Genomic DNA, 20,174 nt, shown 5'->3' on the forward strand with positions numbered 1-20,174 from the left:
CTGCGCAGTCCAACCTTTGCTGAGTGTGATCAGCAGGCAATGTCGACAAAAGGCTCCATGTCATGACGGCGATGGATCAGATTACCGACGAAATTGCGCATTTCATCGGCCTCTTTCACATGAGGATCGAGGAGACACGCCTGCGGGACGCTTATCCCGATTTCTCCTATCATGCCCAGAAGAGCAATCTGCATTCCCAACCGGTGGCCCTCTCGGATTTTGATGCACCGTATGAATTTATCGGCTTCGATCCGCAAATCTCCTACAAAGCGCCGATTTATCTGAGGCCGATCGATCACACGAAGCCTCTGTCATGGCATGATCGTTCTTCAATCCCGTCTGTCGAGGATGACTCCCCCGCCCCCCCGCCGTATCATCCGGAAAAAGACCTGCCCGGACATCATACCGGTGGTCCGGCCGAGATGCTGACGATCGAGCCCCCCGGTTCGGTCGCAAATTACATTGTGCAGGCAGCGTCACTTTCCGATGACGACAATTTCAACGTCGGCGGAAGCAATATCGAGTTCAATCCGCAGCCCGTCAGCGATCAAGACCTTTTGGATGCGGCGGATGAGGTGTTCTCCCAAGCGCCGATCGACAGTCTCGATATGCCGACTACCAACGTCGAGCTCATCGAGATCATCAACAACGTTGCGTCTCAACTCAAGGCTCTGGCGAACGTGACCTCAAAAGGTCCGGCAGAGATCTCCGTCCAGCAATCCGAGGCGATCGAAGGCATCTATGTGAATGGCGAGATTGTCGAGGAGACACCCCAGCTGGAAGACTACCATTCTTTCGGCGAGGAAGCCCCTGAAGAAGAGAACGCAGGCGATGCGACTGACGGTGGCGAGCAGGACGAAATTGCCGATGGAGACGCCGAGGAGGATGACGGTCAGCCATCCAATGTCGTCATTTCCGAAGATGGTTCTGTCACTGTCAAGAATTCCGTCGAGCTCGTTGCGGGAAACAACACAGCCGTCAACGAAGCCGTGATCCAAAATCTCTGGACGGCGGGAACCGTTACGGCAGTCGTCGGCGACCATGTCGAAGTCAATGCGATCGTTCAGACAAATGCCTTATGGGATACGGATTCCGTGACCTCCGCCGTCGATAACTGGATGAGCGAGGACAGTGCCAACGAGGTTTTCAATATAGCGACCTTCAAGCGAGACGATCCGCTGGAGGATGCTCCAGACACGGAGGCAGCCGCGGGAGGGTTTCCCGCCGCCTGGGCCGTTGCCGAAATCCAGGGCGATCTGCTCATCACCAACTGGCTCGAGCAATATGTGTTCATGTCCGACAACGATGTCGGTGTCCTATCCGCATCAGGCGTTACGACGCAGGTCATTGCCGGAGACAATACAAGCGCCAACCAGACATCGATTTTCGAACTCGGATTCTCCTATGATCTGATAATCGTGGGCGGCTCCCTCTATGACGCCAATATCATCCACCAGACGAATGTGTTGATCGACAACGACGTCGTCGGCGCGGTCTCGGGTTTTGAAACCAGCGGCGAAGGAGGCATCGCCAGTTCAGGCAATCTGCTCTGGAACCAGGCTTACATCCAAAATGTGGGGGGAGCCGACCGCTTCGAAACGTTGCCCTCCGCGTATCTGGATGCCGCGAACGATTTCGCGGCGGGAAATTACCAGCTGTCCAGCGGCGTTCTCACGGATCCCATGTTCGCCGATCTCCCCGGATTGCGGGTTCTCTATGTCAGCGGCGACCTGCTGAACATCCAGTATGTCAGCCAGACCAACATTGTCGGAGATAGTGATCAGATCGCGCTCGCCATGAACGCGATCGATCCCCGCGCCGATGCCACATGGTCTGTTTCAACCGGTGGCAACGTGCTGATAAACAAGGCCGCCATTCTGGATCTCGACTCCTTCGGGCAAACCTATGTCGGCGGTGAGCAATATTCCCAGGAAACACTCTTTCAGGCGGAACTGATTTCACATCAGCCGGAGCTCCTTACGCGGGATCCGGATGCACTCGTCAACGAGGCGGTGGTCTTCCTGGACGAAACGATGCTGGAAGGGGACTACGAGGCACCGGGCATTTCGATGCCCACAGATCATGACGGGCACTATCAAAACGACGGATTACAACATGTGCTCGGATAGAGGGGGGAAGCATGTCGGACACACAAAGGCGGGCAGAGCGCCTGCAGACTTCGGGTCTTCGGGACCCACAAATTAGCGATGAGGAAATCTATGCAACGCTGGAGCGCGCCGTGGAAGACTGCCTGAAGCTGTCAACAAAGAACGCGGCGACATCGGCAACAATATCTCGACTGGACCCCAGGGACACCCCGCAGAATACCTCCAGAAAGGAGGAACACACCGCAAATGCCGAGGTCGTGCCCTTGCCGACAGCAGACAACGTCAGCGAAACGGAAATCGGAGCTCAATCCAGAACACCGGCGCGGGAAGCCCCCCGAGCGAAGAGCCCCGAGGGCATGATCACCATCGATGGCGACACAGGCCCTCTCCGGATCGACAGCAGCACAATCGGCAAATCTCCGTCGTCAGGCGGAGGCACCGGTTCGGGCAATGGCGACACACCATTTCACAAGCGTCTTGCACCCATCGATTTTTCGGCAAGTCTGAGGGCCGGCATCAAAGCTGTGCGCGTGAATTTGGGCATCGTGATGCTGTTTACTGTTGCAAGCAACATCCTGGTGCTCGCGATCCCGGTCTATCTGTTCCAGATATCCGACCGCGTTCTTACAAGCCGGTCGATCGATACTCTGATCATGTTGACCGTTGTGATCGTCGCCGCCGTCATCCTGCAAGCGGCATTCGATGCGCTTCGTCGCTTTATTCTGATGCGCACTGCAGTGGAAGTCGCCGCACAACTGGGCGCTCCGATCCTCAGCGCTGCCGCCCGAGCATCCCTCTACGGAAACGGGCGTGAATATCAAATTCTGAACGACCTGCAGCAGGTCCGTTCCTTCCTGGTGTCCAGAACGCTTCTTTCGTTCCTCGACGCACCGATCGCACCGCTGTTCGTCCTGGCCGTATTCCTGATTCACCCGCATCTCGGATTTATCGTGGTCCTGACGGCCGTGTTGCTGCTTATCTTCACCCAACTCAACCAGCGCATGACGGCGGAACCGTTTTCGGAGGCAAATACCGCACAGGTGAAAGCCAACCTGCATCTGGAATCCATGTCCCGCAACTCGCAGATCATCAATGCTCTCGCGATGATCCCCGAGACAGTCCAGATATGGGGCAAGGATACAGCTTCATCCCTGAAGTCTCAGGTCATCGCGCAGGATCGCAACATCACCATCGCCGCTATTTCAAAAGCCTGCCGGCTCCTGACGCAGATCGCCATGCTGGGCTGGGGCGCGTTCCTATCGGTCGAAGGTGAGATCACTGGCGGGATGGTGATCATGGCTTCCATCATCGCCGGCCGTGCGCTGGCGCCGATCGAAGGCGCCATCGATGGCTGGAATCAGTATAGTCAGTCCCGGGCCGCCTATGGCCGCATAGCGACGCTTTTGACGTCGTCTCCCTTCAATTTCGAGCGGTTGAACCTTCCCAAGCCTGAGGGGCGACTGGATGTCGAAAGGCTGCTCTATGTGCCGCAAGGCACGAAACGCGTGGTGCTCAACGGCATATCCCTCTCCCTCCAACCGGGCGATTCCCTGGCGATCATCGGTAATTCCGGCGCGGGAAAGACGACCCTGGGAAAAATGCTTGTCGGATCGATCCTGCCGACATCGGGCAACGTCCGGCTGGATCTCATGGACCTGCGCAACTGGGACCAGCGGCAGTTCGGCGAGAACATCGGCTACCTCCCGCAGGACGTGCAGCTCTTCCCCGGCACGATCAAGGCCAATATCGCGCGCATGCGACAGGACGCGAACGACGAGCAGATCTACCGTGCGGCCATGCTGGCGGACGTTCATGAGATGATCGCAAGCCTGCCCCATGGCTATGAGACTGTGGTCGCAGCCGACGGCGCGCCTCTCTCGGGCGGCCAGAAACAACGCATAGCCCTTGCCCGCGCGTTTTTCGGGGATCCCCATCTGGTCGTACTCGACGAGCCGAATTCCAACCTCGACAACGCCGGCGATGCCGCGCTGCTACGGGCGCTCCAGCATGCCAAGGAAAACAAGATAACGGTTGCGACGATCACCCAGCGGCCGGCGCTTTTGAACAACGTGGACAAGATCCTCCTGCTCGTCAACGGTACGGTTGCCTTGTTCGGCACGCGCATGGATGTCCTGAAGGCTATCGAAGCCCGGGGGATCAACCTCAACACCGGCTCTTTCGGTCATCAACTGCAATAGGGGGAGCGGAAATCATGTCTTCCGTTGCAAAAATTCACGATCTCGAATGGTATGAAGAAGTCCCAAGATCGGTTTGGAAACAGACCTTGGCCGGTCTGGTTCTCCTGATCGTCGCCTTCGGCGGTTTCGGCACCTGGGCTTCGACCGCCCCGCTCGCGGCCGCGGTCATTGCTCAGGGCAGCTTTGTTGCAACAGGCCGCAACAAGGTCGTGCAGCATTTCGAGGGCGGGATCATCAAGGAACTGCTGGTGAGTGAAGGCGACCAGGTCGTCGAAAACCAGCCGCTGGTCAAACTTGACGAGACCGCCGCGCTTTCAAAGAGGCGGGAGATTTTCCTGCGGCGTATCAGGCTGGAAGCAACCGCGGCGCGTCTTGTTGCCCAGGCTGAAGGCACTGATGTCATCAAAATCCCGGATATCCTCGGCGACTTCAAGAATGACCAGGATGTCTCATCGATCTTGCTGACCCAGCAACTCAATTTCAAGGCCCAGCGCGTTAAATTCGCGACCGAGCTTTCCTTGCTGCGGCAGAACATGAAGGCGCTGGAGTTCCGGAGCGAAGGCTATACCCGACATCGCGACGCAATCTCCCGTCAGCTTGTTTTGCTGGGGGAGGAGTATGAGACGAAGAGAGGCCTGCTGGCCAAGGGCCTGCTTCGGGCAACAGAGGTCAAGGCGCTTCAGCGCGCAATGGCGGATGCTGAGGGACAGATCGGAAGGCTCAACTCCGAAATCGCTGAAACGGGCGCACAATTGCTGAAGGCCCAGCAGGAAGTAGCCCATGCCGAAGAGGCTTATCGGGAGGATGCTCTTGATCGGCTGCAATCCATCCAGGGTGAGCGGGACGCGGCCCGGGAACAGTCGCGCGAGGCTGATGACATTCTGCGTCGCACGACCATCGTCGCGCCCGTCTCCGGCACCATTGTTCGGACCTATTACCATACGACCGGTGGCGTTATCGAAAGCGGCAAAGGGATCATGGAGATACTACCCGCGGGCGTGCCGCTGATCATCGAGGCGAAGGTTCCCCGCAACGAGATCGACAATGTGAAGGTCGGTCAAAAGGCGACCGTTCGGCTCACCGCATTGAACCAGCGGACGACGCCGATCCTGAACGGCGAGGTGTTCTATGTTTCCGCCGACGCGCTGGAGGACAGCAAGGCCGGCGTTGTCAACCACGACGTCTATATCGCGCGCATCCACCTTTCGTTAGACGAAATCGCCCGCGTAAGGGGCTTCACCCCGCAACCCGGGTTGCCGGCGGAAATCATGATCCAGACTTCGGTCAGGACATTCTTCAGCTATATCGTGAAACCGATCACCGACAGTATGTCGAGGGCATTTTCCGAGCGTTGAAGTTGGCCCCCTAGCGGAAGTCAAGCGGAAGTCAACACGCAGAGCTTCGATGGTTCCGATGAGAGCAAAAAGCAGCCCGCCGACGCGGGCTGAGGAGTGCTGAACTCCCGGCAGGAGCTATAGAACCTCGATTTCCGCCACACGGATCCATTCCGGTCAGGATTGCGCATCAGGCGCCCGGCGGTGCCACGGGCGCGTCCGCAAAGCCCGCGTCGTCGAGCGCCTTGCGGACGAGGCCCGAAGCCTTCGCCTCTTCCAGGAATGCGCTGACGAAAGCGAGAGCGGACGGCTTGCCGTGAGCAACGGCGATCGCAATGCCCGTCTGCTGGAAGCCGCCGTCGAGGACGCGGGCGCCCGGAAGTTTCGCAAGCAGCGTTCGGAAGGCGTCGCGGGAAAGCGCCAGGGCCTCCGCCTTTCCCTGCAGCAGACGATCGATGGCTTCGGCGATCGTTTCCACTGCTTCGGGGACTGCCGTCTTGAGGGAACGTGCGGCGCTGCGGATCGTCGTCGTATTGGCGATGCCTATGACGCGCACGCCTTCCCGGTCGACCTCTTCCAAGGTTGTGATGCCCGACGAGGCGGTCACGAGATAGGTGCTTTCGAGGACGTAATAGATCGGACCGAAGGCGACGCGCCGGCGCCGTTCGTCGTCGATCGGCATGAAGCTCACATCGATCGTTCCGTTTTCGACCGCATCCGTACAGGCGCCGGAATTCGGAAAGTTGACGATCTCCACCGCGACACCGAGCCTTGCGGCGAGCGCCCCGCCGATATCAAGGGTTACGCCGCGATAAGCCTGGCTCCCTGCATCAAAGACGGCGAACAGGGCCGATGGTGCCGGTGCGGCGACGATGCCGATCCGCAGGCTTCCCGTCGGGGTGAGTTCGAGGAGCGCGAGATCGTCGCGGGCGACCGCGTCCGTGGTGGTCGATGACATGGAAAGACTCCCTTGGCTGATCCACAGGGCGCGGCAAGCCCCCTTCCCCATAGAAGGAAGATCGAGGCGTCATCTTCAAACCGGCGTGCCGACGCCGAGCAACGCTTCCTTCTCGTTCACCGACAGGCTCGTCAGCCGGTAGAGAATGAAGCCTTCCTTTTTAGAATGGATGCTGACCAGCACCTCGCCGAACACGGTCCGGATTTCGCCGAGCAATTCGCCCTGGGCGACCGGTTCGCAGAGATCCTTCCGCGGGTACCAGAGCCCGGTCGCGGGCGCTACCGGCACCCACATCGTCACGACGTCGAGCGGCGTGACCGGAGCCGCGCCTGGCAGCATGCCGATATGCCGCATGACACCACGAATGCCGTCCGTCATCTGGGCGACGGTCGCGTCTCCCCATAGCCCGTTGCCGCTCACCTCCGGCAGGATGCTCGGGACTCCGAGCTTGTGGGCCGCATCCACTGTATAACCGGCTCCGCCGGTCGCGACGGCGACCGGAATGCCGAAGGCGGCCGCAAGCGCCTTCGACTTCTCGCATCCGGCGGGAAAGATCGTGAAGGGCTGAAGACCTTCGTCGAGGTCGCCGCCATGGCAATCGACATAGGCGTCGGCTTTCGGAAACACTTCCGTCACCAGCCAATGGGCGAGGCGCTCGCTGGTCGTGCCGTCCGGCCTGCCGGGGAACATGCGGTTCAGGTTCTTGCCGTCCTGCGGCATGATGTAGATGTTGCGCTTGCGGAACGCCTGCGTGTTGAGGATCGGCAGGATCAGCAGCGTCCCCTTGATCTCCACCGGCCTCGTCTGCATCAGGCGGACAGCCGCTTCGATCGAGCAATATTCCGAGCCGTGTACGCCGGCCGTGATCAGCAGGCAGGGACCCGGCTCGGCGCCTTCAATGATGGCGAAGGGGATTTCGAGTTCCTCCGTCGGACGGACATAGCCGAATTCCATACGCGGCTTCCCGCTACGAAGAGCTGGCAAGACGTTCATCGAACAAAATCCTCAAAGCGATTGAACCTGCTCGGCGAAAGGCGCTCGAGCGCCTTCCGTGAAATCGGCGTCTCTCCCGGCGGAGCTGGTCAGCTCTTCCTCACCCCCTGCAGCCGGATAAGCCCGTCCGGATAAGGAACGAAGCCGTCGACATTGCTGCGTGCCGCCCAGATCGACTTGTAGTGATAGAGCGGGATGAACGGCACGTCGGTGAGATAGATGCCGACGCTTTGCGCATAGAGCTTGGCGCGCTCCTTTTCATCGGTGACCTGCCGCGCCTGGGCGAGCAGCTTGTCCAACGCGGGATTGCAGTAGCGCCCCCAGTTCAGAAAGCCGTCGCAGGCGACCCACGGGCTGATATTGCCGTCCGGATCGGGCCGCCCGCTCCAGATCGCCATCGAGGCCTGATATTTGCCGGCATCCGAATTGGCGGCGAGCGTCGAGGATTCGAGCGACTGGATCTTCACGTCGAAGCCGGCCTCGGCAGCCATGACCTGAACCATCTGGCCGACCTGGGCGAGCGTCGGGCTGTTGGCGACGGAAAGTGTGAAGGACGGGCTCGTCACCCCCGCTTCCGCAAGCAGCATCTTCGCCCTGGCGACATCGCGGCCCTTCAGTGCGTGGGTCGGGTCGTAATAGGGCGCCCCGACGGGCTCCGTCTGGTTGGCCGGCGGGAACAGGCCCTCATAGACAACCTCGCTGATCGCGCCGCGATCGATCGAAAGCTCCAGCGCCTGGCGCACCTTCGCATTCCGGCCGAGCGGATTGTCGGCGCTTTCGCCATGGGCGATGTTGATGGAAATGACGTCGAAGGCAATCGATGGCCCTTCGATGGCCTTGACGCCCCTGTCGTCCTTGATCGCCGCGACATCGCTCGGCGACAGCCGCTCGATGAGGTCGAGGTCGCCGGAACGCAGGCTGAGCAGGCGCACGGCATCGTCCGGGATCATCCGGTAGGTGACGGAATCGAGCGAGATCGCGTCCTTGTTCCAGTATTGGTCGAAGCGCTTCAGAGTGATGTGGTCCTGCGACACGCGCTCCACGAACTGAAACGGGCCGGCGCAAACGGGATGCGCTCCGATATTGGCGCTGTCTTTTGCGAGCGCCGCCGGCGACATGATCATGCCGGCTCGATCGGCGAGCACGCTGACGAGTGGCGCATAGGCCTGGCTGAGCTTGATCGCCACGGTCAGCGGATCAACGACATCGACGCTCGCCACCGGCTTCAGCTCGGTCTTGCGCCTGGAGATCGGATCGGTGCGGTAGCGGTCGAGATTCACCTTGACCGCAGCGGCATCCATCGGCTGCCCGTCGTGGAAGACCACCTGATCGCGAAGCTTGAGCGTCAGCGTCAGACTGTCCGGCGACCATGACCAGGACGTGGCGAGTTGCGGCTGGAACGTGCCTTCGGGTGTCGTATCGATCAGCTTGTCGCACAGCGCCGCGAAGATCACGCGGCCGGCAACCGAGCCTCCTGTCGCGGGGTCGAGAGCATCCGGATCGGCTCTGAGGCCGATCTTCAGGTCTGCCGCCGAAGCGGAAGCGGTGACGAGAATTGCGGCAAGGAAAGCGGACATCGATCCGATGTCGCGCCGCCCGGTCATGGAAATCATGGACAATACCTCTCTCTTGTTTGCGGAAGGTACCCGCTGCCGGAAAGCAGTTCTAAAATTGTACTAACATAAGAGAACAGCAATGCACAATCTCGTGCATTGCCCATTTTATGGGCTCCATCACTGTTGTTCTTTTAGAATTTTCTTGGTCATTTTTGGAAATCATCCGATAAAAATTTGAAATCGACGAAACGACCGGTTCCTATTGACATGCTCAACCGCCTGCTCTGTTATAAAGATGTATAACGATTATAGATTTTGAACCGACTCAGATGTCCTTCCGGTCCTTCACGGCGCCACCGGTGTCACCTCCCGCCCGGCCCGCCGGAAGAAGGCCGGCAAGGAACATCGGACCGGCACCTTCCTGGTGAAAAACCAGCAACCAGAGGAGAATGAAAATGAGATTTTCGTCGCTGCTGCCTGCCGTGATGACTGCATTCATCGCGGCCGGCGCCCAGGCCGACGACCTGAAGATCGGTCTGCAGGACGATCTTGACGGTCTCGACCCGGCCCGCTCGCGCACCTTCGTCGGCGAGGTCGTATTCGAATCCCTGTGCGACAGCCTCGTCGCCATAGGGGCCGATCTCGTCGTCAAACCCGAACTCGCCGAAAAGTGGTCGTGGAACGCCGACGGCACCGAACTGACCCTGACGCTTTCCCCGAACCTGAAATTCCATGACGGCAGCGCCATCGATGCTGCCGCCGTCAAGGCCAATCTCGACCGCGCCGTCACTTTGCCCGACAGCATGCGCAGATCGGAATTGCAATCGGTCAAGGGCGTCGAGGTGGTCGACGGTCTGACGGTCAAGATCATGCTGAAGCAGCCGGATCCGACCCTGCTGCCGCAGCTTTCCAACCGTGCCGGCATGATGCTGTCGCCGGCGAGCTTCGAGAAAGCCGTGACCGCGCCCTCCTGCTCCGGTCCCTACAAGTTCGTCGCCCGCCAGCAGAACTACAAAATCGACCTGGAGAAGTTCGCCGATTACCGCAACGCGGCCGACTACCATTTCGACAAGCTGACATTCATGATCATCCCGGACACGACGGTCAGGCTCGCGAACCTCAGATCGGGCGCGCTCGACATGCTCGAACGTCTCGCCCCCTCCGACATTCCCTCGGTCAAGGCGGACGACAAATTGCAGCTCGCGCAGGTCACGAGCGTTGGCTACCAGGGCATGACGATCAATGTCGGTAACGGTACAACCCGCGCCAAGGGTCTGCTCGCCAAGGACAAGCGCATCCGGCTCGCGCTCGAACTCGCCATCGACCGCAACGTCATCAACGACGTGGTAGGCTCGGGCATCTTTCAGCCGGCGCAGCAGCCATTCGCCGGCGTCAGCCCCTATCACAACAAGGACATCAAGGTAACGGCCCGCGATGTCGCCAAGGCGAAGTCGATTCTCAAGGAAGCGGGCGTCGAAAAGGTTTCGTTCGAACTGCTCTTCGCCAATTCCACGACCAGCCAGCAGGTCGCCGAACTCATCCAGGCCATGGCGGCGGAAGCGGGCTTCGACATCAAGCTGCGCGCCGTCGAATTCACCTCGATGCTCGCCCAGACCCAGAGCGGCGATTTCGATGCCGTGCTGACCGGCTGGTCGGGTCGCTACGACCCGGACGGCAACCTGCATCAGTTCGTCACCTGCAAGGCATCGCTCAACTATGCCGGCTTCTGCAACGAACAGGTCGACAAGGACCTGAACACCGCCAAGGTGACGGCCGATTTCGAGACCCGAAAGAAGTTCTATGACGACGCCCAGTCGATCCTGCAGGACCAGCTGCCGATCATCTATCTCTACCACCAGCCCTGGCCTTTCGTACTTGCCAAGAACCTGAAGGGCTTCACGCCGCTGCCGACCGGCCTGATCAGCATCAAGGGCATGACCAGGGCCTCGTAGGTCCCGGTCCGATGCGCCCGGAACGGCCGGCAGCAAGGCCGGCCCTTTCCCTCAAGCCTCCCGGTGGACGAGCTTCTTCGCCATCATCATGTGAATGCCCTTGCAGCCGTTGACCGTCTGCGTGACGCGCAGGTCGCCGGCCAGGCTGCAAAGCGTGTAGGCGTCTTCCCGCGACAGCCCGCCCTTCTCGCCGAGCAGCACGATCATGTCGCGCAGCGCCATCACAGCGCACTGGTCGAGGTCCGGGTCCATGCCCATGGTGATGTAATGGGTCGGCGTCTCGGCGCGGGGATAGATGAAATCGAGGTCGTCGCGCACGATCATCTGGAACGTGCCGCGCAACGCTGTCTCGATCGCCGTGATGCAGACTTCACCATCACCTTGCGCACCGTGACCGTCGCCGCAGGAAAACAGCGCGCCATCGTTGAAGATCGGCAGGTAAAGCGTGGTGCCGGCGACGAGTTCCTTGTTGTCGATATTGCCGGCATGCGCGCGCGGCATGATCGAGGTGATGCGGCCCCAGTTCGGCGGCGGCGCGACGCCCATGACGCCGAAGAAGGGGGCGAGCGGCAGGTCGAGCCCCCAGGGCAGCCGCGCGACGTTCTTCTCCTTGTCGAGCGGAATGTTGAGGAGCCGCGAGGTCTCGAAATCGTAAGGCAACGTACCGGCGAGCGGGCGGATGACATTGTAACCCCAGTCCTGACGAAGCTCGATATCGAGGATCTTCACCTCCAGAACCTGGCCAGGTTTGGCGCCGCGCACCGCGACCGGGCCGGTCAGGATATGGCCCTGCATGATCGGCCGGCAGTTCTCATGGATCTCCAGATGTTCGGGAAGGATGGTGAACCCCTTCTTCGGCAGCACCTCGACCGGCCCAGAGACCGTGTCGATCACCACCGTGTCGCCGCTATCAATGGTGACGACCGGCTCCCGGGTGGGATCGAAATAGCCCCACGCGCAATTGGTCGAGGATGCCGGGACTTTATGTAACATGGCTTTATGCTCCATTGTTCCGCCCCGCAGGATCTGAAGCGGAGCACTCTTAAACTTCTTAAATCATCGGCCGGTGATAGGCGCCGAGCGCCGCCTCGATGGAATGCGCGGCCTGCAGCAATTTTTCGTCCCCGCCGAGCCTGCCTGTCAATTGGATGCCGAGCGGCAGATGGCCGTCCATGCCGCAGGGGATGCTGACCGAGGGATGCCCGGTCATGTTGGAAAATCCGCTCGACAACATTTCTCCCTCCTCGCCGTCCTCGGTGAATTCCGGATCCTCGACGGGCGACGGAAAGGGAACGCTCGGGCTGAGCAGCACATCCACGTCCGCAAGACGCGCTTCCACCGCCTGCCGGAGCTTTGCCTGAAACTGCTGCGCCCTCAGATAGTCGACCGCCAGCGTCTCGAAACCGGAAACGATCTGGGTCAGCGTCCGCGGCGCATAGCCCTGCGGATTTTCATGGTGCAGGTCCGCATGGATGAGCGACGCCTCCGGCTTGATGATGTGGCGCAGCATGGAATTGGCCGGCGACAGTTCGGGAATGTCGATCGTCCTGACGATCGCTCCCCGCTCCTTCAGCGCCTCGACGACCTCCCTGAGGTTCTGCGCCACCGCCGGTGTCAGTTCGGGACTGTCGCAATGATAGCTGGCAAAGCCGATCCGCAGGCCGGAAAGCGACGGCGGTGACAGCGCGATATCCAGGCCGGCAAGGCAGCCGAGCATCAACGCCGCATCGGCGACGCTGCGCGCCAGCGGCCCGGCATGATCGAGGCTCCAGGAGAGCGGGAAGACGCCCTCCGTCGGCACCAGCCCATAGCTCGGCTTCAGCCCGACGATGCCGCAATAGGAGGCGGGAATGCGGATCGAACCGCCCGTATCCGTGCCGACCGAAAGCGGCACGATGCCGGCTGCGACGAGCGCCGCCGAACCGCCGCTCGAACCGCCGGACGTGCGCGATGGATCATGCGGATTGTTGGTCTGGCCGATATCGGGATGCGCTATGCCATAGGCATATTCCAGCAGGTTGGTCTTGCAAAGGATGATGGCGCCGGCGGCACGCAGCCGGGCAACGAGCGGCGCGTCATCCGCAGCGATGGCCGGCTTGCGGACACGGCTTGCGAAACCGGTCGGCGCGCCGCGAACGTCGATGATATCCTTGATGGCGACCGGGATACCGTGCAGCGGCCCCAGGTTTGTCCCGGAACGAAGTGCAGCGGCGGCGCGCTCCGCATCGCGCATCGCCTCCTCCGGCATGACATGGGCGACGGCGTTCAGGCGTGGTTCGAGCGCCTCAAGCCGCTCCAGCGCCTGCGCCACCACGTCGACGGGAGACAGGGAACCGTTCCGATAACGGGCAGCGAACTCCTCCACGCCGAGAAAACCGATATCGCCTTCCGGCATGCGCCGTATCCCTTCCACGCTCATTCCTCCTTTTGCGAAATCCTCCGCTCCTGCGACGATATCAGTGGGGTTTCGGCAAGCCGTCTCAACAGCATCGTCCAGGCCTTCATACCGAGGCGGAAATTCTCCAGCCGGAAGAACTCGTTCGGAGCATGGTAATCCTCGTCCGCGGTCGAGAAGGAAAAGAAGATTGAAGCACAGCCGAGATGCTTGCGGAAAGCGCTGCCGATCGGGATCGTCGCGCCCATGGCGACGCGCAGCGGCTTTTGGCCGAGCAACTCGCCCAGCACATCCTCGGAAATCTTCAATGCCGGCAGATCCGGATCGATGGAATCCGCTTCGCTGCCCGGCCCGTGGCGGTGGACTTGGAGCGTGAACCCCTTCGGCAGGCGCTTTTCGAGATAGCTTGTGATCGCAGCAACAACCGCGTCCGGCTTCTGCCCGGCGATCAGCCGGCAGGTAATCTTGACGCTCGCCGAATTCGGGATGACGGTCTTGGTGCCCATGCCCTGGTAGCCGCCGGAAATGCCGTTGAATTCCAGCGTCGGCTCCAGCCATTGCCGGATCAGGAGTTCGCGGCCGGTCTCGACCGGGGCGGCTCCCGGAACGCCAATCTCGCGATAATAGGCTTCATTGTCGAACTCCGAAGCCTCGATCGCCGCGATGATGCGCGGATCCGGCGGGCTCGTGCCGTCGAGAAATCCGTCGACGCCGACGCGGCCGTCCGGCCCGTGCATCGAGGCGAGGAGCGCTGCAAGCGCCGCGATCGGGTTCGGCGCGCTGCCGCCATGGCGGCCGGAATGCAGGTCCTTCGCGGCGCCCGTCACCGTGACATCCAACGCGACGAGGCCGCGGCTTGCGACCGTGATCGACGGCCTGTCCGGCCGCCACATGGCGCCATCGGCCGAAAGCACGAGATTGCAGCAAAGCTTTTCACGGTACTTTTCGAGCGTCAGCTCGAAATGCGGACTGCCGGATTCCTCCTCGCCCTCGATCAGCACCTTGAGGTTGACGGGCAGCCGCCCCTCCTCGCGCATGAACGCCTCTGCGACGAGGATCGGGATCAAGAGCGGCCCCTTGTCGTCGGAGACCCCGCGGGCATAGAGCCGATCATCCCGTTCATCCGGTTCGAAAGCCGGCGTCTTCCATTTGTCGAGCGGGTCCGGCGGCTGCACGTCGTAATGTCCGTAGACGAGGAAGGTCGGCAGCGACGGGTCACGTACGAGCTCGCCGTAGACGGCGGGATGGCCGCCTGTTTCCAGCAATTCGACCTCGGAAAAGCCCGCACGGGTGAGCCGGTCCGCCACGAAATGTGCAGCCGCCTTGATGCCCTCCGCATAGGCCGGATCGGTGCTAACGCTCGGAATGCGGCAGAAAGCCTTCAGGTCTTCCAGAGCGGCGGTATAATTGGCGTCAAGAAAGGCCTCGACGCTCATTTGCCGCCGTCCACGCTGATAATCTGGCCGGAAATCCAGCCGGCATAGTCCGACGCAAAGAACATCACCATGGCGGCGATATCATCGGGCGAGCCGAGCCGCTTCAGCGCGATGTTCTGCAGGAGCCGCGCCTGTCCCTCCTCGCCCATCGCCTCCCACTGCTTTTCCGTCGTTGGGTTGGAGCGCACGAAGCCGGGCGCGACGTTGTTGACGGTGATATTCCAGGGGCCGAGTTCGTGGGCAAGCTGGCGGGTCAGCCCAATCTGGCCGGCCTTGGCGCTGGCATAGGCCTGGATGCCGGTGAGCGAAATGCCGATGCCGGCACCACTGGAAATGTTGATGATGCGCCCCGCCCGCTTCTTCTTCATCGCCGGCGCCACCGCCTGCGCCATGAAGAAGGCGCCCGAAAGGTTGACGTCGAAGATCGTCTGCCAGTCGCCTTCGGAAATCTCCTCGATCGGCCGGCCGGTCTGGCCGCGCACACCGCCGGCATTGTTGACGAGGATATCGACGTCGCCGAAGGTCGGGACGAGCTTCTGCACATCGGCGCGGCTGCCCACATCGAGCACGTGCGCGGACGTGTTCGGGCCGCAGAGTTTTACCGTTTCCTCGAGCCCCGCGGCATTGATGTCGCAGACATGCACCGTTGCTCCGCGGCTTGCGAACCCTTGTGCGATCGCTCGACCGAAGCCATGCGCCGCGCCGGTGACGATGACTATCCTGCCGTCGAAGGAAATGTTCATGCCGCAGCCCTCGCAAGTTCGTCGATATTGGCCATGTCGAGCGGCCGCTTGCCGTCCTCGATCTCATGGATCATCTCGATGACGCGCGCGGCGAGCGGCGTCGGCACGCAGGATTCCCGGCCGATCTCGACCACCGGAAGCACCTGCGCGTCCACTTCGGTCTTCCGCTTGCGGATCGCCAGATCCCGCCAGATGCCGGAATGGGATTTGGCCGACCTGCGGTTATGCGCCACCATATCGTCGAAGGACTTGTTGGTCTGTTCCGGCGTCGCGAGCGGCCCGAAGGCTGCGGGGTCGAAGCCGTCGAAGGCCTCTGGCTTGATATTGTTGACGGCCGCGACGGTCGCCACTTCCAGCGCGAGCTTGCGCAGCACCGGCCGGGCGACCGGATTTTCGAGCACGTCGGCGATGCTGTCATTGGTGAGCGCCGTGCCGAACAAGAGCGCGCCATAGATCAGCTTGCCCCAGAGGAAGCCCCAGATATTGTTGGTGATCAGCGCCTTCGGCTCGAAGGTCTTCATGAGCTGGTAGATGCTTTCGGCGCGGTCCGTGAAACGGCCGTCGAGCTCGCCGATGACGACGGCGCCGCGGCCGCTATATTGCACCACGCCGGGCTCGAAATAATCGGCGCCGAAATTCACGAAACAGCCGATCACCCGGCTATCGCCGGTGATGCGGGCGATCACCCGTTCGTTCAGGCCGTTCTGCGCCGAGACGATGTAACCGTCCGGCGCGAGATGTCTGACCAGCGCCTTCGCCGCCTCTTCCGTGTGATGGGCTTTGACGCAGAGGAAGGTGCGCTTATATTGGCCTTCGAGCTCTTCCGGCAGATAGGCCTTTGCCTTCACCACGTCCTCGAAGATCGGACCGACGATCTTCAGCCCTTTCTCGTTGATCGCGTCCACATGTTCCTTGACGTTGTCGACGAAGATCACCTCTTCGCCGGCCCGGATGAAGGCAGCCCCCAGCGTCCCGCCGATCGCGCCGGCACCCCAGATCAGGACCGGCCCGCTCATGCCCAGTCTCCTTCGAGAAGCGCGCGCGTCTCTTCGATCGCCACGTCCCAGATCGCCTGCATCTCCTCGTCCGGCCGCTCGTAGTAACCGCCGAAATTGCCGTCGCCGAGATAGGTCTTGACGGCCTCCGGCGACATCACCCGCATCCGCGCCGTGTCGATCATGGGCTTGCGCTGCAAGGGTTGCGCGACGCCCTCAAGTCGCGTCCAGGGAAAATTTTCCATCCAGGAAGCGTGCGAGGCGACGGTGTCGGTCTCTTGCACCTTGGCGAAGGTCTTCGGCGCGTTCCACCAGTTGTGAAACTTGACGGCGGTGTCCGGATTGTCCGCCATCCATTCCACCGCGAGGCTCCCGGCCGGTTGGTTGCCGCCATGGCCGTTGACGATCAGGATGCGGCGGAAACCCTGCCGCCTCAGCCCGTCGAGGATATCGCGGACGAGACGGACATAGGTTTCCTGGCGGATGCTGATGGTGCCCGGATAGGAAAGGAAATAGGGCGTAATACCATAGGCCACCACGGGAAAGACCGGAATGCCGAGAGGTGCCGCCGCCTCCACCGCCACTTTCTCCGACAGGATGGAATCGACGGATAGCGAAAGTCCTGCATGCTGCTCGGTGCTGCCGAGCGGCAGGACTGCTCTGTCGTCAGTCTTCAGATAGGCCTCGATCTGCTGCCAGTTACATTCCGATATTCTCATCTCCGTCTGCCTTCCTTATCCTTGCACATCGATCGGCGCTCGTTTCGCGTCGTCCACGGGCTGCGGCGAGACGCCGGCAGCGCGTATGATCGGCACGATTACCCGCTCGATATCGGCCGTATCGGGCGCATGGCGATATTCGATCGCCGGCACACCTTCTGGAACGTCAGCGAGAATGCTCTCCGCCCCGGAGGCGTAGACGACTACGGTGGCATTCGCGATCACCGCATCGAGGCCCGGCGTATCGAGCACGCCGGCGGCAACCTCTCCCACATGTGGCGCGAAGCGCTGCACGCCGCTCTTCATGATCGGCAGGAATTCAGGGAACCGCGAGATGACGGCGATGCGAGCAAGCGAGTCCAGCGAGGCGAGCGCCCGGCGCGTTTCCTCCGACGGCGTGAAGCTGATCGTCACGACCTTCGTATTCGGCACCAGCATCGCCACGTCTCGGTGCCGGTTGGCGATGGTGACGGCGAGGTCGGCGGAATTGGCAAGCGCCTTGATCTTGGCATCCCGCTCCAGGGCCGCGACCGTCACAGGCTCCACGGTGACATCGCGCCCCAGCCGGGCGGCGATGAAACGGGCATAGCTCGCAGTCGCGTCCTGAAACAGACCGATCATGACAATCCTGAGGCGCGGTCCGACGCTGTCGCGGTAGAAGACACGGGCACTGACTAGCGAGACGAGTTCGGTCGGCCGGATGCCGAGCGCCCGGCTTTCGTCGATCAGCTGATCGATATGCCGGCGTAACCCGCTGGCCTCGGTCCTGCCAGCCACCCGCGCCTGCTGGCTGTCACTGACAAAAGTGCCGGCGCCCGGCCTCGTATCGATGAGGCCTGCAGCTTTCAGATCGGCATAAACCTGGCTCACCGTCATCGGCGCAACACCGATCTTCTCGGCAAGCTCCCGCACCGAAGGCAAGGCTTCCCCAGGCGCCAGTTCCCCGTAGGTGATGCCGTATTCGATAAGCCCCTGAAGCTGCGTGCGCAGCGGCACCGGCAGCTCTCGGTCGATGAAAAATTCCATGAAGCTGTTCGTCATTGTCCGTTATAGTTGAATATAACGATTATCGCTCCACAGAAGGTGTGGTCAAGAACTATCCAACGTTCGGCGCGGAAATTCAGTTGACAGCGTTTCCAGCGCATGAAATCGTTATTACCAACAAGAACAGTTTCGTAAAATAACCAGGGGAATGGCCATGAAAACAATCGCTATGGCGGTGTTTACCGCTGCATTTCTTTTGGGAACCGGCATCTCGGCGTTCGCCTTGGAACGGGGCGGCACGCTGACCTACGGCCGCTACGCCGACAGCCTTTTTCTCGACCCGGTCCTGAACGACGCCAATGTCGACATATGGATTCTCTCCAACCTTTACGACACTCTGCTTCTGCCGACGGATGATGGCAAAGGAGTTCAGCCGGGGCTCGCCAGCGAATACAAGCTCGCAGACGACGGCATGAACCTCACGCTGACTTTGCGCGACGGCATCAGGTTTTCCGACGGCTCGCCCATCACGCCCGCCGATGCCGCATGGTCGCTGAAGCGTGCCGCCAAGAAGGATAACGGCATATGGGGCTTCATGATCGAGTCCATCGACGATGTGACGACCGAAGGCGATAAGACCATCCTCATCAAGCTCAAACATCCGGACCCAGCCATCCTGGCCGCACTGACCGTTTTCAATACCGCGATCCTGCCGCAGAAGCAGTTCGAGGCTTCGCCGGGCGCAACCGACGAGGAAAAGGCCAAGGCCTTCGCCGAGCATCCGATCGGTTCCGGCCCGTTCGTGCTGAAATCCTGGGATCGCGGCTCCAGCATGAAGCTGGTCCGCAACGAATATTACTGGGCCAAAGGCGAGGATGGCCAGCCGCTGCCCTATCTCGACGGCATCAACTTCGAGCTGATCCCGGATGACGCCACACGCATTCTGAAACTTACGTCCGGCGAGATCGACGGCGCCGAATTCATCCCCTACTCCCGCGTCAACGAGTTGAAGTCCTCGGGCAACCTCGACATGGAGCTCTTCCCCTCCACACGCGTCGCCTACATCACGCTCAATGTACGCCCGCAGCTCGGCGGCAAGGACAATCCACTGTCCAACCCGAAAGTGCGCCAGGCGATGAATTTTGCCGTCAACAAGGAAGCGATCATCCAAATCGTCACCCACGGCGTCGGCAAACCGCAGACCTCCTATATGTCCACCGCAACGCCGCTGCATGTCGGCGACAAGCCGCTTTATCCTTACGACCTTGACAAGGCGAAGGTCCTCATGAAGGAGGCCGGCTTCGAGGAAGGCTTCTCGACCAGCATCCTCGTGCTCGCCGGCAACCAGGACGAGATCGCCGCCTCGACAGCACTGCAGCAGATGTGGGCGCAGATCGGCATCAAGCTGGAATTGCAGCAGGTCGACAATCCGACCCGCACACAGCAGTATCGCGACGGCACCTTCGTGATGCGCAATGCCGCCTGGACCGACGACATCGCCGATCCGAACGAGATCACCTCCTACTTCGTCTATTCGAAGACTATCGACGCTCTGCATACCGGATGGAAGAGCGACGAGGCGGACCAGCTCTTCGAAGCCTCGCAGAAGGAGATGGATCCGAAGAAGCGGGCCGAGCAATACGCCCGGATGCAGGATATCTACAACGCGGAAGGTCCGACCGTGCCGCTCTACGAGACGCCCTATCCGGTGGCGCTCAGCAAGAAGGTTCACGGCTTCCTTCAGATTCCGCTTGGCAACAACATCTTCGCCAAGACCTGGAAAGAGAAATAAATCCGAGCCTG

General features: G+C 61.1%; 15 protein-coding genes. 5 read left to right on the forward strand and 10 right to left on the reverse strand.

The features are described from left to right. Nucleotides 1-62 precede the first annotated feature (62 nt). The 3 genes from JL39_RS08810 to JL39_RS08820 are packed head-to-tail and all read left to right on the forward strand — an operon-like array spanning nucleotide 63 to nucleotide 5,661. On the forward strand, nucleotides 63-2,129 hold the full coding sequence (locus JL39_RS08810) for a hypothetical protein (RefSeq protein WP_037148312.1): 2,067 nt from the start codon (nucleotides 63-65) through the stop codon (nucleotides 2,127-2,129). A gap of 11 nt (nucleotides 2,130-2,140) precedes the next feature. Continuing rightward, entirely contained in the window at nucleotides 2,141-4,306 is a 2,166-nt protein-coding gene (locus JL39_RS08815; RefSeq protein WP_081952749.1) for a type I secretion system permease/ATPase, read from the forward strand. Between the two features lie 14 nt (nucleotides 4,307-4,320). Continuing rightward, nucleotides 4,321-5,661 carry an HlyD family type I secretion periplasmic adaptor subunit gene (locus tag JL39_RS08820; protein ID WP_037148314.1) on the forward strand — a complete coding sequence of 447 codons (1,341 nt, stop codon included), beginning with the start codon at nucleotides 4,321-4,323 and terminating at the stop codon, nucleotides 5,659-5,661. Between the two features lie 169 nt (nucleotides 5,662-5,830). Here JL39_RS08820 and JL39_RS08825 read toward each other — a convergent pair whose 3' ends face one another. From JL39_RS08825 to JL39_RS08835, 3 genes are all read right to left on the reverse strand, one after another. Further along, complete coding sequence (locus tag JL39_RS08825) at nucleotides 5,831-6,598, reverse strand: transporter substrate-binding domain-containing protein (RefSeq protein WP_052182746.1); 768 nt, start codon at nucleotides 6,596-6,598, stop codon at nucleotides 5,831-5,833. Nucleotides 6,599-6,673: 75 nt separating this feature from the next. Beyond that, nucleotides 6,674-7,591: a M14 family metallopeptidase gene (locus JL39_RS08830; protein ID WP_037148317.1), complete on the reverse strand. Its 918-nt coding sequence runs from the start codon at nucleotides 7,589-7,591 to the stop codon at nucleotides 6,674-6,676. A gap of 89 nt (nucleotides 7,592-7,680) precedes the next feature. After that, nucleotides 7,681-9,204, reverse strand: a complete 1,524-nt coding sequence (locus tag JL39_RS08835) for an ABC transporter substrate-binding protein (RefSeq protein ID WP_200883922.1) — start codon at nucleotides 9,202-9,204, stop codon at nucleotides 7,681-7,683. 398 nt (nucleotides 9,205-9,602) lie between these two features. Here JL39_RS08835 and JL39_RS08840 point away from each other — a divergent pair, with 398 nt between their 5' ends. Next, nucleotides 9,603-11,099 (forward strand): ABC transporter substrate-binding protein, encoded by a 1,497-nt coding sequence (locus JL39_RS08840; protein WP_037148319.1) that lies wholly within the window; start codon nucleotides 9,603-9,605, stop codon nucleotides 11,097-11,099. 51 nt (nucleotides 11,100-11,150) lie between these two features. Here the strand turns inward: JL39_RS08840 and JL39_RS08845 are convergent, their stop codons facing one another. From JL39_RS08845 to JL39_RS08875, 7 genes are read right to left on the reverse strand one after another with little or no spacing between them, the layout of a single operon-like run. Then, entirely contained in the window at nucleotides 11,151-12,092 is a 942-nt protein-coding gene (locus JL39_RS08845) for an acetamidase/formamidase family protein (RefSeq protein WP_152601073.1), read from the reverse strand. Nucleotides 12,093-12,150: 58 nt separating this feature from the next. Further along, on the reverse strand, nucleotides 12,151-13,512 hold the full coding sequence (locus JL39_RS08850) for an amidase (protein WP_161784747.1): 1,362 nt from the start codon (nucleotides 13,510-13,512) through the stop codon (nucleotides 12,151-12,153). 2 nt (nucleotides 13,513-13,514) lie between these two features. After that, nucleotides 13,515-14,930, reverse strand: a complete 1,416-nt coding sequence (locus tag JL39_RS08855; RefSeq protein WP_037148324.1) for a dipeptidase — start codon at nucleotides 14,928-14,930, stop codon at nucleotides 13,515-13,517. Then, nucleotides 14,927-15,673: a glucose 1-dehydrogenase gene (locus JL39_RS08860; protein WP_037148326.1), complete on the reverse strand. Its 747-nt coding sequence runs from the start codon at nucleotides 15,671-15,673 to the stop codon at nucleotides 14,927-14,929. Before JL39_RS08860 ends, JL39_RS08855 begins: the two co-directional genes overlap by 4 nt. Beyond that, a complete protein-coding gene (locus tag JL39_RS08865) occupies nucleotides 15,670-16,689 on the reverse strand; it encodes a 2-dehydropantoate 2-reductase (RefSeq protein ID WP_037148328.1) in 1,020 nt (339 codons plus the stop codon). Before JL39_RS08865 ends, JL39_RS08860 begins: the two co-directional genes overlap by 4 nt. After that, entirely contained in the window at nucleotides 16,686-17,387 is a 702-nt protein-coding gene (locus JL39_RS08870) for a creatininase family protein (protein WP_037148330.1), read from the reverse strand. Before JL39_RS08870 ends, JL39_RS08865 begins: the two co-directional genes overlap by 4 nt. A gap of 15 nt (nucleotides 17,388-17,402) precedes the next feature. Continuing rightward, nucleotides 17,403-18,413, reverse strand: a complete 1,011-nt coding sequence (locus tag JL39_RS08875; RefSeq protein ID WP_161784748.1) for a GntR family transcriptional regulator — start codon at nucleotides 18,411-18,413, stop codon at nucleotides 17,403-17,405. A gap of 172 nt (nucleotides 18,414-18,585) precedes the next feature. Between JL39_RS08875 and JL39_RS08880 the strand changes: the two genes are divergently transcribed. Further along, nucleotides 18,586-20,163, forward strand: a complete 1,578-nt coding sequence (locus tag JL39_RS08880) for an ABC transporter substrate-binding protein (protein ID WP_052182750.1) — start codon at nucleotides 18,586-18,588, stop codon at nucleotides 20,161-20,163. Nucleotides 20,164-20,174: the final 11 nt, after the last annotated feature.

The sequence above is a fragment of the Rhizobium sp. YS-1r genome, assembly GCF_000757525.1.
GTDB lineage: Bacteria > Pseudomonadota > Alphaproteobacteria > Rhizobiales > Rhizobiaceae > Neorhizobium > Neorhizobium petrolearium.

Bases quoted from the DNA above. Each gene is read 5' to 3' on its own strand.
- JL39_RS08810 (WP_037148312.1), top strand. From the start codon at position 63: ATGACGGCGATGGATCAGATTACCGACGAAATTGCGCATTTCATCGGC.
- JL39_RS08815 (WP_081952749.1), top strand. From the start codon at position 2,141: ATGTCGGACACACAAAGGCGGGCAGAGCGCCTGCAGACTTCGGGTCTT.
- JL39_RS08820 (WP_037148314.1), top strand. From the start codon at position 4,321: ATGTCTTCCGTTGCAAAAATTCACGATCTCGAATGGTATGAAGAAGTC.
- JL39_RS08825 (WP_052182746.1), bottom strand. From the start codon at position 6,598: ATGTCATCGACCACCACGGACGCGGTCGCCCGCGACGATCTCGCGCTC.
- JL39_RS08830 (WP_037148317.1), bottom strand. From the start codon at position 7,591: ATGAACGTCTTGCCAGCTCTTCGTAGCGGGAAGCCGCGTATGGAATTC.
- JL39_RS08835 (WP_200883922.1), bottom strand. From the start codon at position 9,204: ATGATTTCCATGACCGGGCGGCGCGACATCGGATCGATGTCCGCTTTC.
- JL39_RS08840 (WP_037148319.1), top strand. From the start codon at position 9,603: ATGAGATTTTCGTCGCTGCTGCCTGCCGTGATGACTGCATTCATCGCG.
- JL39_RS08845 (WP_152601073.1), bottom strand. From the start codon at position 12,092: ATGTTACATAAAGTCCCGGCATCCTCGACCAATTGCGCGTGGGGCTAT.
- JL39_RS08855 (WP_037148324.1), bottom strand. From the start codon at position 14,930: ATGAGCGTCGAGGCCTTTCTTGACGCCAATTATACCGCCGCTCTGGAA.
- JL39_RS08860 (WP_037148326.1), bottom strand. From the start codon at position 15,673: ATGAACATTTCCTTCGACGGCAGGATAGTCATCGTCACCGGCGCGGCG.
- JL39_RS08865 (WP_037148328.1), bottom strand. From the start codon at position 16,689: ATGAGCGGGCCGGTCCTGATCTGGGGTGCCGGCGCGATCGGCGGGACG.
- JL39_RS08870 (WP_037148330.1), bottom strand. From the start codon at position 17,387: ATGAGAATATCGGAATGTAACTGGCAGCAGATCGAGGCCTATCTGAAG.
- JL39_RS08875 (WP_161784748.1), bottom strand. From the start codon at position 18,413: ATGGAATTTTTCATCGACCGAGAGCTGCCGGTGCCGCTGCGCACGCAG.
- JL39_RS08880 (WP_052182750.1), top strand. From the start codon at position 18,586: ATGAAAACAATCGCTATGGCGGTGTTTACCGCTGCATTTCTTTTGGGA.